General features: G+C 41.0%; 17 protein-coding genes. 11 read left to right on the top strand and 6 right to left on the bottom strand.

From position 1 onward, the window contains the following. Positions 1 to 155 precede the first annotated feature (155 nt). From H5058_RS12270 to H5058_RS12260, 3 genes are all read left to right on the top strand, one after another. Positions 156 to 368: an EF-hand domain-containing protein gene (locus tag H5058_RS12270; protein WP_182678443.1), complete on the top strand. Its 213-nt coding sequence runs from the start codon at positions 156 to 158 to the stop codon at positions 366 to 368. Between the two features lie 149 nt (positions 369 to 517). Continuing rightward, complete coding sequence (locus H5058_RS12265; protein WP_011326750.1) at positions 518 to 730, top strand: calmodulin; 213 nt, start codon at positions 518 to 520, stop codon at positions 728 to 730. A gap of 68 nt (positions 731 to 798) precedes the next feature. Next, positions 799 to 1,014, top strand: coding sequence for an EF-hand domain-containing protein (locus H5058_RS12260; RefSeq protein WP_182678441.1), 216 nt, complete (start codon positions 799 to 801; stop codon positions 1,012 to 1,014). 75 nt (positions 1,015 to 1,089) lie between these two features. On the opposite strand, the gene trkA is transcribed toward H5058_RS12260, so the two are convergent. The 4 genes from trkA to def all read right to left on the bottom strand — a co-directional run bounded on the left by trkA (position 1,090) and on the right by def (position 5,335). Continuing rightward, complete coding sequence (gene trkA, locus H5058_RS12255) at positions 1,090 to 2,466, bottom strand: Trk system potassium transporter TrkA (RefSeq protein WP_011326752.1); 1,377 nt, start codon at positions 2,464 to 2,466, stop codon at positions 1,090 to 1,092. 87 nt (positions 2,467 to 2,553) lie between these two features. Continuing rightward, positions 2,554 to 3,849, bottom strand: coding sequence for a 16S rRNA (cytosine(967)-C(5))-methyltransferase RsmB (gene rsmB / locus H5058_RS12250; RefSeq protein WP_011326753.1), 1,296 nt, complete (start codon positions 3,847 to 3,849; stop codon positions 2,554 to 2,556). Beyond that, positions 3,842 to 4,807, bottom strand: coding sequence for a methionyl-tRNA formyltransferase (gene fmt, locus H5058_RS12245; protein WP_182678440.1), 966 nt, complete (start codon positions 4,805 to 4,807; stop codon positions 3,842 to 3,844). The genes rsmB and fmt overlap by 8 nt, the downstream gene beginning before the upstream one ends. A 24-nt stretch (positions 4,808 to 4,831) precedes the next feature. Beyond that, positions 4,832 to 5,335 carry a peptide deformylase gene (gene def, locus H5058_RS12240; RefSeq protein ID WP_011326755.1) on the bottom strand — a complete coding sequence of 168 codons (504 nt, stop codon included), beginning with the start codon at positions 5,333 to 5,335 and terminating at the stop codon, positions 4,832 to 4,834. Positions 5,336 to 5,453: 118 nt separating this feature from the next. Between def and H5058_RS12235 the strand changes: the two genes are divergently transcribed. The 6 genes from H5058_RS12235 to hemF all read left to right on the top strand — a co-directional run bounded on the left by H5058_RS12235 (position 5,454) and on the right by hemF (position 10,815). After that, complete coding sequence (locus H5058_RS12235; protein ID WP_182678438.1) at positions 5,454 to 6,575, top strand: LysM peptidoglycan-binding domain-containing protein; 1,122 nt, start codon at positions 5,454 to 5,456, stop codon at positions 6,573 to 6,575. A 28-nt stretch (positions 6,576 to 6,603) separates the two neighbouring features. After that, the gene (gene dprA / locus H5058_RS12230; RefSeq protein WP_089367527.1) at positions 6,604 to 7,692 is read left to right on the top strand and encodes a DNA-processing protein DprA; all 1,089 of its coding nucleotides are present in this window, start codon (positions 6,604 to 6,606) and stop codon (positions 7,690 to 7,692) included. A 285-nt stretch (positions 7,693 to 7,977) separates the two neighbouring features. Continuing rightward, on the top strand, positions 7,978 to 8,451 hold the full coding sequence (locus H5058_RS12225) for a DUF494 family protein (RefSeq protein ID WP_182678436.1): 474 nt from the start codon (positions 7,978 to 7,980) through the stop codon (positions 8,449 to 8,451). 248 nt (positions 8,452 to 8,699) lie between these two features. Next, positions 8,700 to 9,275: a type I DNA topoisomerase gene (locus tag H5058_RS12220; RefSeq protein ID WP_179807560.1), complete on the top strand. Its 576-nt coding sequence runs from the start codon at positions 8,700 to 8,702 to the stop codon at positions 9,273 to 9,275. Positions 9,276 to 9,299: 24 nt separating this feature from the next. Continuing rightward, on the top strand, positions 9,300 to 9,863 hold the full coding sequence (locus H5058_RS12215; protein WP_179807559.1) for an L-threonylcarbamoyladenylate synthase: 564 nt from the start codon (positions 9,300 to 9,302) through the stop codon (positions 9,861 to 9,863). Position 9,864: 1 nt separating this feature from the next. After that, positions 9,865 to 10,815, top strand: coding sequence for an oxygen-dependent coproporphyrinogen oxidase (gene hemF / locus H5058_RS12210; protein ID WP_179807574.1), 951 nt, complete (start codon positions 9,865 to 9,867; stop codon positions 10,813 to 10,815). Between the two features lie 61 nt (positions 10,816 to 10,876). Here the strand turns inward: hemF and H5058_RS12205 are convergent, their stop codons facing one another. Beyond that, positions 10,877 to 11,314 carry a group II truncated hemoglobin gene (locus tag H5058_RS12205; RefSeq protein ID WP_182678434.1) on the bottom strand — a complete coding sequence of 146 codons (438 nt, stop codon included), beginning with the start codon at positions 11,312 to 11,314 and terminating at the stop codon, positions 10,877 to 10,879. A 54-nt stretch (positions 11,315 to 11,368) separates the two neighbouring features. Here H5058_RS12205 and aroE point away from each other — a divergent pair, with 54 nt between their 5' ends. Together aroE and H5058_RS12195 are read left to right on the top strand one after the other, a co-directional pair. Continuing rightward, entirely contained in the window at positions 11,369 to 12,193 is an 825-nt protein-coding gene (gene aroE / locus H5058_RS12200; protein WP_011326763.1) for a shikimate dehydrogenase, read from the top strand. Next, a complete protein-coding gene (locus tag H5058_RS12195) occupies positions 12,190 to 12,444 on the top strand; it encodes a DUF1488 domain-containing protein (RefSeq protein WP_011326764.1) in 255 nt (84 codons plus the stop codon). The genes aroE and H5058_RS12195 overlap by 4 nt, the downstream gene beginning before the upstream one ends. A gap of 4 nt (positions 12,445 to 12,448) precedes the next feature. Here the strand turns inward: H5058_RS12195 and H5058_RS12190 are convergent, their stop codons facing one another. After that, positions 12,449 to 12,988: a gamma carbonic anhydrase family protein gene (locus H5058_RS12190; RefSeq protein ID WP_182678432.1), complete on the bottom strand. Its 540-nt coding sequence runs from the start codon at positions 12,986 to 12,988 to the stop codon at positions 12,449 to 12,451. Positions 12,989 to 13,356: the final 368 nt, after the last annotated feature.

Here is a 13,356-nt window from a genome sequence, read left to right as displayed (position 1 = left end):
TCACCTTTAAGTGCATGTTACCTTTAACTAATTGAAGTTATTGATGTTTTAAATGTTGGCATCGAAGTTGTAATAGTTAAGCTGTATTGCATTAAACGTGATTTAAAGTGAAGCACTTAATCGCAGTTAACATAAACTTTGAAGGAAGATTGATTATGAAAACATTAAATAAAACGTTAGCACTTACCGCTCTAGCATCGTCATCAGCCGCTTTTGCAGCAAGTGATTTTGATACCCTTGATGTAGATGGTAATGGCGCAATTAGTCAAAGCGAAGCTGCTGTTGATGCAGAGTTAATGAGTATTTTCTCAGAGCTTGATACTGACCAAAACGGTGAGTTATCAAAAGAAGAATTTTCTAAAGCATAAGCAAAATGCAAGGTTGATAAAATTCTGTGTTGCCAAAGACAACCTAAGTAAGCAAGGGAGCTTATGAAAAAGAATAACAAGGAAAGTATAAACCTTAGTATATCTAATTTTTTGATAAAGCATTGAATAACATAGTAAAGGATTAAATTATGAAACAGTTAAATAAAGCACTCGCACTTATCGCTCTAGCATCGTCATCAGCCGCTTTTGCAGCAAGTGATTTTGATACCCTTGATGTAGATGGTAATGGCGCAATTAGCCAAAGTGAAGCGTCGGTAGATTCCGATTTAATCGCACAATTTGCAGAGTTAGATACAGATGGTAACGGTGAGCTTTCTAAAGCAGAGTTTGCTAACTACTAATTACTTTTTCGGTTATTTTTCACAGCCAGGGATTTCTGAGAAGGACCTCTCATTTTTAGGAGATTATTATGAAAGTATTAAATACATCACTTGCGATTTTAGTTTTAGCGTCTTCAGCAGCAGCCTATGCAGCAGTGGATTTTGCCTCTTTTGATACCAACGGCGATGGTGTTATTTCTCAGCAAGAAGCTGCGGCAAATACACAGTTAGTAAAAATATTTGATCAGCTAGATACTGACGGTAATGGCGAGCTTTCTAAAGAAGAGTTTTCCAAAGTACAATAAAGCTTTAGTACCCTATATTAAAAAAGCAGCTTAACTAAGCTGCTTTTTTGTGTTTAAAGTACCAACAATGTACTGCTATAAAAATATAGCGCTCACCTGAAATAGTTTTTCTACAATATTAATGTGCTTTTTATCAATTAAGAACATGATGACATGGTCGCCCGACATAATAATGGTATCGTCGTGGGCAATAAGCACGTCGTCGTTACGTACTACAGCACCAATAGTAGTACCTGCTGGGAGTTTTATATCCCTTACAGTTCGGCCAACTACTTTAGATGTATTTTCATCACCATGGGCAACAGCTTCAATAGCTTCAGCTGCACCTTTGCGTAGTGAATATACGTTAACAATATCGCCGCGGCGAACATGAGTAAGTAATGCCGAAATAGTGGCTTCTTGTGGTGAAATTGCAATATCAATATCGCCGCCTTGTACTAAGTCAACGTATGCACTGCGTTGAATAAGTACCATGGTTTTTTGTGCGCCCATACGTTTTGCTAGCATGGCCGACATTATATTTACTTCATCATCGTTGGTTACCGCAATAAACACATCAACCTGATCTATATGCTCTTCTGACAATAGCTCTTGGTCTGACGCATCTCCGCAAAAAACAATCGTGTTGTCGAGCATTTCAGAGAGTTGCTCGGCGCGCTCTTTGCTGCGCTCAATTAATTTTACACTGTGATTTTTTTCCAGTGAGCGCGCTAGGCCTGCGCCTATATTACCGCCACCAGCAATCATAATGTTTTTATATGAACGCTCTAACCTTTGGAGTTCGTTCATAACGGCGCGGATGTGTTTAGTGGCTGCTATAAAAAACACTTCATCATCGGCTTCAATAATTGTTGTGCCTAGAGGTTTTATCGCTTTTCCTTGGCGATAAATAGCGGCTACACGAGTTTCCACATTGGGAATATGCTGTTTAAGCGTAGATAGCGCATAACCTACTAATAAACCGCCATAGTAAGCTTTTACAGCAACCAAAGAGAGCATGCCATCGGCAAACTGCAGCACTTGCAATGCGCCTGGGTAGTCTATTAAGCGGCGAATGTACTTAGTTACTAATGCCTCAGGAGCAATATAGTGATCGACCGGCAAGTCATCGTTATGAAACAGCTTTTCACGATACTTTAAATATTGCTCAGAACGAATTCGGGCTATTTTAGTCGGGGTATTAAAAATACTATACGCAACTTGGCAGGCAACCATGTTTACTTCATCTGAACTGGTTACCGCGATAATCATATCGGCGTCTTCCGCACCGGCTCTGCGAAGTACATCTGGGTGAGCGCCGTGACCAGCAACGCCTTGTAGGTCATACTTATCTTGAAGCTCGCGTAAGCGGTTGCCGTCAATATCAACGACCGTTATTTCGTTTTGTTCACCAACTAAATTTTCAGCTAGTGTGCCGCCTACTTGGCCAGCTCCGAGTATGATTATTTTCATTATTTACCAGTGTTATAAGTACCTATTGCTATGAAGTATTAGCTATCTAAAATAAGATAGATAGCTAATTGTTGTGTGCTGTATAGGTTATATTTTTTTAACTAGTTTAGCGTAATAAAAGCCATCGCTTTCACCAGGAAGTAACTGTAAACCAGGTGTGGTGGGCGTGTCTTTATCATGTAGAGGAATATGCTCAACATCATTGTTATTAGCTAAAAACTTAGCAACTTGTTGTTGGTTTTCTTGAGGGAGTACTGAACAAGTAGCGTATACCAAGGTGCCACCTGGCTTTAGAAGCGGCCAAATACTATCGAGTATATCGCCTTGTAATGCTGCTAAATCGGCAATGTCTGATGCACGACGCAACCACTTTATATCGGGGTGGCGGCGAATAACACCGGTAGCCGAGCAAGGTACGTCGAGTAAAATACGATCAAACTGTTTTTCATCCCACCAAGTGTGTGGTTGTGATGCATCACCACATTGTAGGTCGGCACCTAAGCCTATACGAGTTAAGTTTTGCTTAACACGCTCTAGGCGAGTTGCATCGCTATCAAGGGCAAGTACCTCAGCATCGGCCAATTCTAAAATATGACAGGTTTTGCCACCCGGCGCGGCGCAGGCATCTAAAATAGTGTCGTCATCTTTAGGCTCTAAAAAGCGCGCAGCTAACTGTGCAGCAGCATCTTGTACAGAACAAGCACCGGTATCAAACTCGGGTAATGAAAATACATCTCGTGGTTTAGCTAACTTTATCCCATCTATAAAATCAGGGTTAAGTGTATGCTCAATATCGTTAGCTGTTAGCATATCGCTGTATTCTTGCGTGCTGTATTGCGCTTGATTTACACGCAGCCACATAGGCGCTTGCTGTTGGTTTTCTGCAAGCAGATCTTCCCAACTATCAGGATAAGCTTCTTTAACTTGTTTGATAAACCAGTTTGGATGATTGTATAAACACACCGGAATAAGTTTGGCTTTTTCTTCAAGCTCAAGTTGTTGGCGCTGAAAACTACGTAGAATAGCGTTAATAAGTCCTTTTAAACCCAAAGCACGCAATTGTTGTAGTGCATTTACAGTTTCTGAAATTGCCGCATGTGGCGGAACACGCATGTGTTGTAGTTGGTAAATGCCCACATACAATAAAAACTGAAATATTCTACGCTTACCTTTTAACGGCTCCTCAACTAAATGTTGGCAGTAGTTTTCAAGGCTTGGTAAATAGCGTAAAACGCCATAGCAAATTTGCTGTAGCAGGGCTTTATCTTTAGGTGGCAAGCCTTGGCTGGCAAATGGTAGTTCTTGATTAAGCGAAGCGCCTTTATCAACTACGTTATATAAAGTTTCAGCGGCAAGCGCTCGTACGTTTGGAACATTACTCATTATTTTCGCCTAATATTGTGCCAGGAGTAACCCAGTCACTACGACCATTTAAAAAGTCGTTAATTGCCATTGGTTTTTTACCTTGCGGTTGTAATTGCGTAATACATAAAGCATGTTCGCCACAACCTACAATAACGCCATTTTTGTCGCTCGACAGAACGCGCCCGTTATTATCAGGCTGGTTGCTTGATTGCTCTACAACATGTGCTTGATAAATTTTTACTGGCTGCCTTCCCATTTGGGTGAAGCATACCGGCCACGGATTAAACGCGCGAATGTTACGCTCAATTTGCGCCGCGCTCATAGACCAGTCAATATTGGCTTCGTCTTTTGAGAGCTTTTTAGCGTAATTAGCCGCGGCATCATTTTGTGGCTCAGGGGTTATTTTACCATTCGCTAAGTTGTTAATAGTGTCAATAAGTGCACCAGGGGCAAGATCAGCTAATTTAGTATATAAACTGGCACTGGTTTCGGTGGCACTAATAGGGCAGCGGCTTATATGTAACATGTCGCCAGTATCTAGCCCTTCATCCATTTGCATTATGGTGACGCCGGTTTGTTCATCACCTGCCCAAATAGCACGTTGAATCGGGGCAGCACCACGCCAGCGTGGTAAAATAGAACCATGCACATTTAAACAGCCTAATCGCGGCGCATCTAAAATGGCTTTAGGTAAAATTAAGCCATAAGCCACTACAATCATGATGTCGGCATTAAGGCTAGTAAGCTCATTTAAGGCGTCTTCTGTTTTTAGTGATTGTGGCTGAAAAACCGGTAAGTTGTGCTCAAGTGCGAGCTCTTTGACTTCACTGGCTTTTAATTTTTTACCACGACCTGCCGGGCGGTCTGGCTGGCTATACACACCCACTATTTGGTGTTCGCTTTGTATCAGCGCTTGTAAATGACGTGCGGCAAAGTCCGGCGTACCGGCAAATGTAATGCGTAATGGTTGAGTCACTGAGTTTTCCTAAGGTGCTTATTACTATTCTGCAAATTTGGCTTCTTTTTCAAGCTTTTTACGAATACGTTGGCGCTTTAATGGCGATAAGTAATCAATGAAAAGCTTACCTTGAAGGTGATCTAGTTCGTGTTGAATACAAATAGCTAGTAGTTCATCTGCATCTAGTACAAATTCTTCGCCTTGCTCGTTAAGCGCGGCAACAGTAACCGTTTCTGCGCGATCAACTTTTGCGTAAGAGTTAGGCACAGAAAGGCAGCCTTCTTCGCTTACGGTTGTACCGTCTTTTTTAATGATTTGTGGATTAATTAATACCAGTGGTTCGTTGCGCTCTTCTGATACGTCAATCACTACAATGCGTTGATGAATATTAACTTGTGTGGCAGCAAGACCAATGCCATTTTCATCATACATAGTTTCTAGCATGTCTTTTATAATCACACGGACTTGGTCGTCAACATGTGCAACTTCTTGTGCTATTGTACGTAAACGTTCATCTGGGAATCTTAAAACTTCTAACGTAGCCATAGTTACCTTTTACACTTATGCTTAATTTAGGGTATTGTATGCTCTTATTTTAGCCATTCGCGTTCCCCTTTAACAGGTTTTGGTCAATAATAATGAAAAAACAATACAAGGAAGCCCAATGAAATCTCCATTAATTGCAATTATCGTTGCATTAGGTGCTGCATTCTATACTTATGCTGATGTGCTAAAAATAAAAAAAGATGCACCTAAACAGTATGTTGTGAAAAAAGGCGATACACTTTGGGATATTTCTGGAGTTTATTTAAACGAACCTTGGCTATGGCCTGAGTTGTGGCAATTGAACCCGCAAATTAATAACCCTCACCTTATTTATCCCGGCGATGCCTTAGCATTAATCTACGATGCGCAGGGAAATCCACGTTTAGTGATAAATAAAGCGTACCGAAAGCTGTCTCCTCAGGGGCGAATTACCCCTAAAGGCAAAAATGCAATTACCACCTTGCCACTAGAAATGATCAGACCTTATATAACTTATGAGCAAGCTATAAATAGCGACGATATAAAAGCTAAACCTTATATTTTAGGGGCAAACGAGAACACGAAAACACAAACATTAGGGCATATTTTATACGTTAAAGGCGATTTAAAGTTACACCAAGCTTATGCAATTTATCATAAAGGTAAGCCATATTTAGACCCAGAAACTGGAAGGGTACTTGCTAATCGTGCTGCTTATGTTGGTATGGCTCGCGCCTTTAGAAAAGGTGATGCCGCTAATGGCGAGCCTGCATCGGTCAGAGTTGAGTCGGTGAAGCGCGAAATAAAACAAGGCGACTTTTTACTTCCAGCAATGGAAGGGCAAATGCTACCAGCGTATTTTAATATGCATCGTCCTACCCAGGCTGTATTGGGTTATGTTATTGCTTCGCCAAGCGATTCTAGAGAATTTAGCACTATGGATGTAGTGGTGCTAAACTTAGGATCAGAGCAGCAAGTAGAAGTGGGTCATGTACTTGATATTGAACGCCAATCACCAAGCGTTATAGATGGTCCTCGTGGTCCTCGCTACACCGAGGACTCAAGTCGCTTTGAAAAGTTAATTTCAAATGCTAACGAGTTTTTTGGTGCTGAACCCGATGATGGAAGTACGGTTTGGAAAATGCCGAAAGAAAAAGTAGGTGAGTTAATTGTATTTAAGGTGTATGACAACGTAAGTTATGCGCTAATAACTAAAAATCAGCACCCAATTCGCGTTGGAGATATTGCAGTTATTCATTAAGTAGCGAGTCGGTGCTCTAGGAGAGAGCATGGATCAGTCATCTGGCAAGCTAGCCCACTGGCTTGCCTTTTATATGTGTAAAGGGTTGGGTATTAAAACCCTTTTAGCACTATCTAAAAACCATTCCCTTGAGTCATTGTTTGGCTTATCTCATCAGCAATTACTGCAATTAGGACTAAGTGCTAATCAAGCTACTAATTTGTTGCACACTAATTGGCAGCAAATTACGCATTATGAACAGTTAATCCTACACAATAATATAACGGTTATTAGTATTTTTGATGCCGCTTACCCCGAAGATTTAAAACAAATAGCCAGTGCGCCTTTATTGCTTTTTTGCAAAGGCGATGTGTCGTTATTAACTAGCCCACAAATAGCCATAGTTGGGAGCCGTAACGCCACTCCCACCGGGCTGGAAATAGCTGCTGAGTTTGCATATCAACTTACCTTAGCTGGAATCACTATTACTTCAGGCATGGCCCGCGGTATAGACGGAGCTGCGCATAAAGGGGCCTTAGCTGGCAGCGGAAAAACCATTGCCGTGCTGGGTACCGGTGTTGATATTTACTACCCTAAGCAGCATAAGCTACTTACAAATCAAGTATTAGAGCAGGGCTTGCTTGTAAGTGAGTTTTTACCTGGTACTGCCGCGAATGCACATAATTTTCCGCGTCGTAATCGTATTATATCGGGGTTGTCGCTGGGGGTACTTATTGTTGAAGCTGAAATTAAAAGCGGTTCGCTTATTACTGTACGCTATGCGCTGGAGCAAAATAAAGAAGTATTTGCTGTTCCCGGATCGATTAAAAACCCACTTGCCCAAGCGAGTCATTTTTTAATTAAGCAAGGTGCTAAGCTCGTGGAGAATGTAAGTGATATTCTTGATGAGGTGAGCTTTGCTTATCAAAGTGGTTTTTTAACTCCAGAGCAGTCAACCCAAACCAATAAAGACTCCCAGTGTGAGGTGTTAAATAGTATTGGCTTTGAGGTAACCAGTGTTGATGACATTGTTCGCCGTGCTCAGTGGCCAATTGATAAAGTGCAAGCCAGATTGCTGGACTTGGAGCTAGATGATCAAATAGAGCGAGTTTTAGATGGTTACATCAGGGTCTGTTGACCTTTGCGGGTTAATATTTGTTCAAACTAGAGGCAATTTAATCGCGGCGCGAGGTTTGTAACCTAGTGGGCTAAGTAAAAACCGAGCAACAAAGAGTTAATTGCCCCTAGGCAGAACCCTTCGGGTAGCGCCTGTGTGGCATTAATGCTGCGTTATCGCCAATTTATGGGGAATACACCACATAGGCTCTGCCTTGCCTAAATACCAAACAGGCTGCTGCAAATTTAACCTTGAAAGATTAACAGACCCTAAACTAAGTACTTAAGCTAAATGCGAGGTGGTGATATGTTTGAAGTGCTTATGTATCTTTTTGAAAACTATATTCACAACGACGCTGGGCTCTTCATTGAACCTAACGAATTGACCGATGAATTATTACGAGCTGGTTTTAATCAAGCCGAAATATTTAAAGCACTAGATTGGCTAGAGCAGCTAGCCGAATTACAGCATAGTGACACATCACCATATTTAATCACTGACTCGCCACAAACAATGAGAATATTTACCGACCACGAATGCAAAATGCTGGATGTGCAGTGCCGTAATTTTTTAATGTTTGTTAAACGCATTGGCGTTACTAATGGTATTACCCGTGAAATGGTAATGGACCGCTTAGCAGCGCTAGATAAATCTTTTATAGGGTTAGACGATTTAAAGTGGGTGGTGTTAATGGTGCTATTTAATATACCCGGAGCAGAAGTGGCTTGTGAGCAAATGGAGGATCTTATATTTGACCAGCCCGGGGACTTACTTCACTAATACCTAAATTCAAGATACATATTAATACCTATTTAATACAAAACATGAGCATACGAGTAAATTAAATTGCTTAAGTACTTTCGAAAAAGTAATTTATATAGCAAGTATATGCCATAATCTTTGCCTTATTATTGCACCGTACTTTTTACGCTATAATTGGCCGCTAATTTAATGTAATGGGTATAGCTATTGTATCTTTAAGTGTTTTGGGTATATTAGGCGAAAATTCACCAACCTTTAGGATCACCATGAGTAAAATCGACCATTCGCTTTTCTCGGCGAATAAGCACGCCCTAGAAAAAGAATATGAGATATGCCCACAATGTGGTTCAGAGTTAGTGATCCGCAATAGTAAATCAGGCCCATTTTTAGGTTGTGCCAGCTACCCCAAGTGCGATTTTATTCGCCCGTTGGCGCATCACGATAGCAGTGAAATAAAAGTGCTAGAAGATTCCGCATGTCCACAATGTAGTAAGCAGCTGGTGGTAAAAAATGGCCGCTACGGTATGTTTATTGGTTGTACAGGGTATCCAGAGTGTCATTACATTGCCAATGAAAACGAGGCAAAGCAAAATGAAGAGCCATTACCTAGTTGCCCTAAATGTAAAAAAGGCCGTTTAGTTTCACGTAGTAATAAATTTGGTAAAATATTTTATTCATGCGATTGCTACCCAAGCTGTAAATATACGCTGAATAATAAACCGGTTGAGCAATCGTGCCCAGAATGTAACTGGCCACTGCTGATTGAGAGAAAAATGGCTAATAGCACTGTGTTACAATGCCCGCAAAAAAGTTGTATGCATAAAATTGCAGCCACTGAATAACGTTTAAAACTCCTGGAGACGATTTTGTCAGATCAATCTACTATAGCTGCTGCTATAACATGTTTAGCGCAAGGCGAAGTGATTTTATACCCTACAGAAGCTGTATATGGCTTAGGTTGCGATCCAGATAATCAACAAGCAGTTGAGCGACTACTGGCTATTAAACAGCGCCCGGTCGAAAAAGGCCTTATTTTAATTGCCGATAACTACGGGCAGTTATTAAAATATGTAGATGATGCCAAAATCCCAATGGATAAACGTGCCGACATTTTTTCAAGTTGGCCAAATGCGATTACTTGGGTTATGCCCGCAGCTAAAAACACCCCAAAGTGGTTAACTGGGCAGTATGACACTATTGCAGTTAGGGTGACTAACCATCCAACCGTAAAGCGCTTATGCCAAGAGTTTGGTAAGCCACTGGTATCAACTAGCGCTAATTTAAGCGGTCAAAATACAGTATTAAGCATTGCCGAGGCTAAAAGCCAGTTTACTGAGCAGGTAGGTTATTATGTTGATGAGCCACTCGGTGGTAATACGCAACCAAGTACAATTAAAGATGCCATGAATGGCAAAGTATTTAGAGGTTAATATGCAAAGTAAATTATTAGAGCAAGTAAAAGCCTACTTTATGGCTTTGCAAGACACTATTAGCCAAGGCCTTGAAGCAGCCGATGGTAAAGCTAAGTTTATAGAAGATAACTGGCAGCGTAGCGAAGGCGGCGGCGGACGTACACGCGTTATCACTAATGGTAATATTATTGAGCAAGGCGGTGTTAACTACTCGCATGTATTTGGTGCCTCTATGCCCGCATCTGCAACCGCACACAGACCCGAACTTGCAGGGCGAAGCTTTCATGCTTGCGGTGTGTCATTGGTTATTCATCCAAAAAATCCACATATACCAACCAGTCATGCCAATGTGCGTTTTTTTATTGCCGAAAAAGAGGGCGAACAACCAATATGGTGGTTTGGTGGTGGCTTTGACTTAACCCCTTTTTATCCTGTACTTGATGATGTAGTACATTGGCATCAAGTAGCACATGACTTATGTGCACCATTTGGCGATGAGTTGTATCCAAAGTACAAAACCTGGTGCGATGAATATTTTTATTTAAAGCATCGCGATGAAACACGCGGTGTAGGTGGGTTATTTTTTGACGACCTAAATGAACTGGGTTTTGAGCAAAGCTTTGCCTTTACGCAAGCAGTAGGTAATGGCTTTTTAGAGGCTTACTTACCTATTATAGAGCGTCGTAAAAAAGATGAATACACAGCGCAGCAACGCGACTTCCAGCTTTATCGTCGTGGCCGCTACGTAGAGTTTAATTTAGTCTGGGATAGAGGCACTCTGTTTGGTTTGCAAACGGGTGGTCGCACCGAATCTATATTAATGTCTATGCCACCGTTAGCGCGTTGGGAGTATAACTACACTCCAGACGCAGAGAGTGCTGAGGCTAAGTTATACCAGTATTACTTACGCCCTCAGCAATGGTTGAGTACACAACCAAATGATTTAATTGCTAGAGAGTGCCAGCTTTAAGGCTTCTCGTGTAAATATAAAAGGCGCTACATAGCGCCTTTTTTGTATTTAGCGTTATGCGTTAATGCTGGTTAATCATATGGCTCGCTAGCTGTCCAAACGATTGCTTAAGGCCTTCTCGTAGTAATGGATTATCTACTTCAAGGTCTAATGTTTTATTCATGCAGTACATCCATTGGTCGCGCAAGTCTTGATCAATGGTAAAAGGCATATGGCGTTTACGCAGCATAGGATGGCCATGTTTTGCTACAAATAGGTCTGGGCCGCCTAACCAGCCAGATAAAAATTCAAAAAACACTTGGCGAATTCTATCTAATGGCAGAGGATGCATATCATATAATGGTTTAGCGTATTCATCTGTAGCCATAATATCGTAGAATCTATTTGCAATAGCAAGTGCGCCTGGTTCTCCACCTAGTATTTCATAAGGTGTTTTTTCAGGTGTGGGTGTTTGCTCTATTGTGGCGGGCTTAGATTTTGAAAAAAGTCGTTTAATCATATTATTTATCATCGTTAATAGGCAGTATTACTACTGCAAAGAGGTTGCTTTAAAATGGACAAATATGCGGTTTTTGGAAATCCAATAAAACATTCAAAATCCCCCGCGATACATAAACAATTTGCTATCTCTTTAGGTGAGCAAATCGACTATCGCGCAATCTTAGCACCTATCGATAACTTTGAAAAAACAGTATCGAATTTTTTTGCTCAAGGCGGTAAGGGAGCTAATGTAACTATGCCCTTTAAAGAGCAGGCTTTTGCAATGGCAGATGAGCTCACACCATTAGCTAAAATTGTCGGTGCAGTAAATACCTTAAAAAAGCAAGCAGACGGCACGTTACTAGGCGATAACACCGACGGCATCGGCTTTGTAAGCGATCTGCTGGCTAATAATGTCAGTATTACCGGTAAACGTATTTTAATAATAGGCGCAGGCGGGGCTGCAAGGGGGGTTGTTTTACCCTTGCTGGATCATCAGCCACAGGAAGTTGTTATTGTTAATCGTACCGCCGAAAAAGCACAAAATTTAGCAAAGTTGTTTGCTCAACATGGGAATGTATCGGGTTATGGTTTTAACAATCTACCAGAAAACGATTATGCGCTTATCATAAACTCTACCTCTAGCAGTATGAATGACGAGCTTCCAGCACTTGATCAAAAACATATTACTAACTGTGAAGTAGCGTATGACATGTTTTATTCACTGCAAAATACCATTTTTATGAATTGGGTAGCGCAGTATAATAGTAAGACTAAATTGTTGGATGGCAGCGGCATGCTAGTTGGTCAGGCTGCCCAGGCATATTATGTATGGCGTAATAAAATGCCTGCAATACTACCTGTCGTTAATGCACTAAAACAGGGAGCACTTACATGAACCAAGCAATACAATTTATAGATAGGTTAGAATTTAGAGAGCCAGCGCACCAATTAGTCTTTTTTGCACAAGTAAATGGCATGCTGGTGGAATGTGTTATTGCGGTAAGTAGTTTAGGTTTGACCGATGAAAGTCATGCAACAAGTTATTTTGAAAAAAATCGTTTTGATTACGAAGAGCGCGCCGAGCAACTTATCGAAGATGAAAGTTACAACTCGGCAGGCCAAATAGAAGTCAGCTTAATTAGCTAAGTGCTTATATAACGTCGTCACTTAAGTACTCATTTTTAAGCAGTACATAGTTATCCGCAGATACTTTTAAAAATGTAAGCTCTTGCTCGGTAAGCGCTCGAGCTTGCTTAACTGGACTGCCTACATATAAGTAACCAGACTCCAAACGCTTATTTGGTGGCACCAATGAACCCCCGCCAATAATCACATTATCTTCAACAATGGCATTGTCCATAATAATTGCGCCCATTCCCACCAATATACAATTACCTAACTGACAACCATGTAACATAACTTTGTGCCCAACCGTTACATCATCACCAATTATAAGCGGATAACCTTCGGGGTTACTTTTGGTTGCTCGCGATAAATGCAGCACGCTACCATCTTGTATATTAGTACGCTCACCAATGCGTATATAGTTTACATCACCACGGGCAGCAACTAACGGCCATACGCTGCTATCATCACCCAAAGTAATATCGCCAACCAATACCGATGATTCATCTATATAAACAGACGCATTAAATGAAGGGGTAACACCTTTATAAGAACGGATTGTCATATCTGCACCTTTAACTAACAGTTATATTAAATTATGAGTGTAACAGCAGAGCTTATTTAAGTGCCACAAAAGCAGTAATTGTTTATAAAACTAGCAGTTTTAGGCGCTTTAGCTCAGTTACTGAGCGAACGTCGTTTTTTTTTAGTTTTTCAGTAAAAAATGCTTGATCTGTTTTCGGATCTCCCTATAATGCGACCCCACTGAGACGGGAAACGTCAACGCCTAGCGAGACGCGAACTACTCAGAGAGTTAAATAAAACTTCGGTTTTAAATTTTCCAAAAAGAAAGTTTAAAACAAAGTATTGACTCGAAAAATAAAGGGTGTATTATACGCATCCCTTGAGACGCTAAAGCGACTCAAAACGTTC

It is taken from the genome of Pseudoalteromonas sp. SR45-4, assembly GCF_014163535.1.
Lineage (GTDB): Bacteria > Pseudomonadota > Gammaproteobacteria > Enterobacterales > Alteromonadaceae > Pseudoalteromonas > Pseudoalteromonas nigrifaciens.
Note: the sequence above shows the minus strand (reverse complement) of the source record. Positions and strands in the feature narration are given on the sequence as shown.

Excerpts from the sequence above, each read along its gene's own strand:
- H5058_RS12270 (WP_182678443.1), top strand. The coding sequence starts at position 156 with ATGAAAACATTAAATAAAACGTTAGCACTTACCGCTCTAGCATCGTCA.
- H5058_RS12265 (WP_011326750.1), top strand. The coding sequence starts at position 518 with ATGAAACAGTTAAATAAAGCACTCGCACTTATCGCTCTAGCATCGTCA.
- H5058_RS12260 (WP_182678441.1), top strand. The coding sequence starts at position 799 with ATGAAAGTATTAAATACATCACTTGCGATTTTAGTTTTAGCGTCTTCA.
- trkA (WP_011326752.1), bottom strand. The coding sequence starts at position 2,466 with ATGAAAATAATCATACTCGGAGCTGGCCAAGTAGGCGGCACACTAGCT.
- rsmB (WP_011326753.1), bottom strand. The coding sequence starts at position 3,849 with ATGAGTAATGTTCCAAACGTACGAGCGCTTGCCGCTGAAACTTTATAT.
- def (WP_011326755.1), bottom strand. The coding sequence starts at position 5,335 with ATGGCTACGTTAGAAGTTTTAAGATTCCCAGATGAACGTTTACGTACA.
- H5058_RS12235 (WP_182678438.1), top strand. The coding sequence starts at position 5,454 with ATGAAATCTCCATTAATTGCAATTATCGTTGCATTAGGTGCTGCATTC.
- dprA (WP_089367527.1), top strand. The coding sequence starts at position 6,604 with ATGGATCAGTCATCTGGCAAGCTAGCCCACTGGCTTGCCTTTTATATG.
- H5058_RS12225 (WP_182678436.1), top strand. The coding sequence starts at position 7,978 with ATGTTTGAAGTGCTTATGTATCTTTTTGAAAACTATATTCACAACGAC.
- H5058_RS12220 (WP_179807560.1), top strand. The coding sequence starts at position 8,700 with ATGAGTAAAATCGACCATTCGCTTTTCTCGGCGAATAAGCACGCCCTA.
- hemF (WP_179807574.1), top strand. The coding sequence starts at position 9,865 with ATGCAAAGTAAATTATTAGAGCAAGTAAAAGCCTACTTTATGGCTTTG.
- H5058_RS12205 (WP_182678434.1), bottom strand. The coding sequence starts at position 11,314 with ATGATTAAACGACTTTTTTCAAAATCTAAGCCCGCCACAATAGAGCAA.
- aroE (WP_011326763.1), top strand. The coding sequence starts at position 11,369 with ATGGACAAATATGCGGTTTTTGGAAATCCAATAAAACATTCAAAATCC.
- H5058_RS12195 (WP_011326764.1), top strand. The coding sequence starts at position 12,190 with ATGAACCAAGCAATACAATTTATAGATAGGTTAGAATTTAGAGAGCCA.
- H5058_RS12190 (WP_182678432.1), bottom strand. The coding sequence starts at position 12,988 with ATGACAATCCGTTCTTATAAAGGTGTTACCCCTTCATTTAATGCGTCT.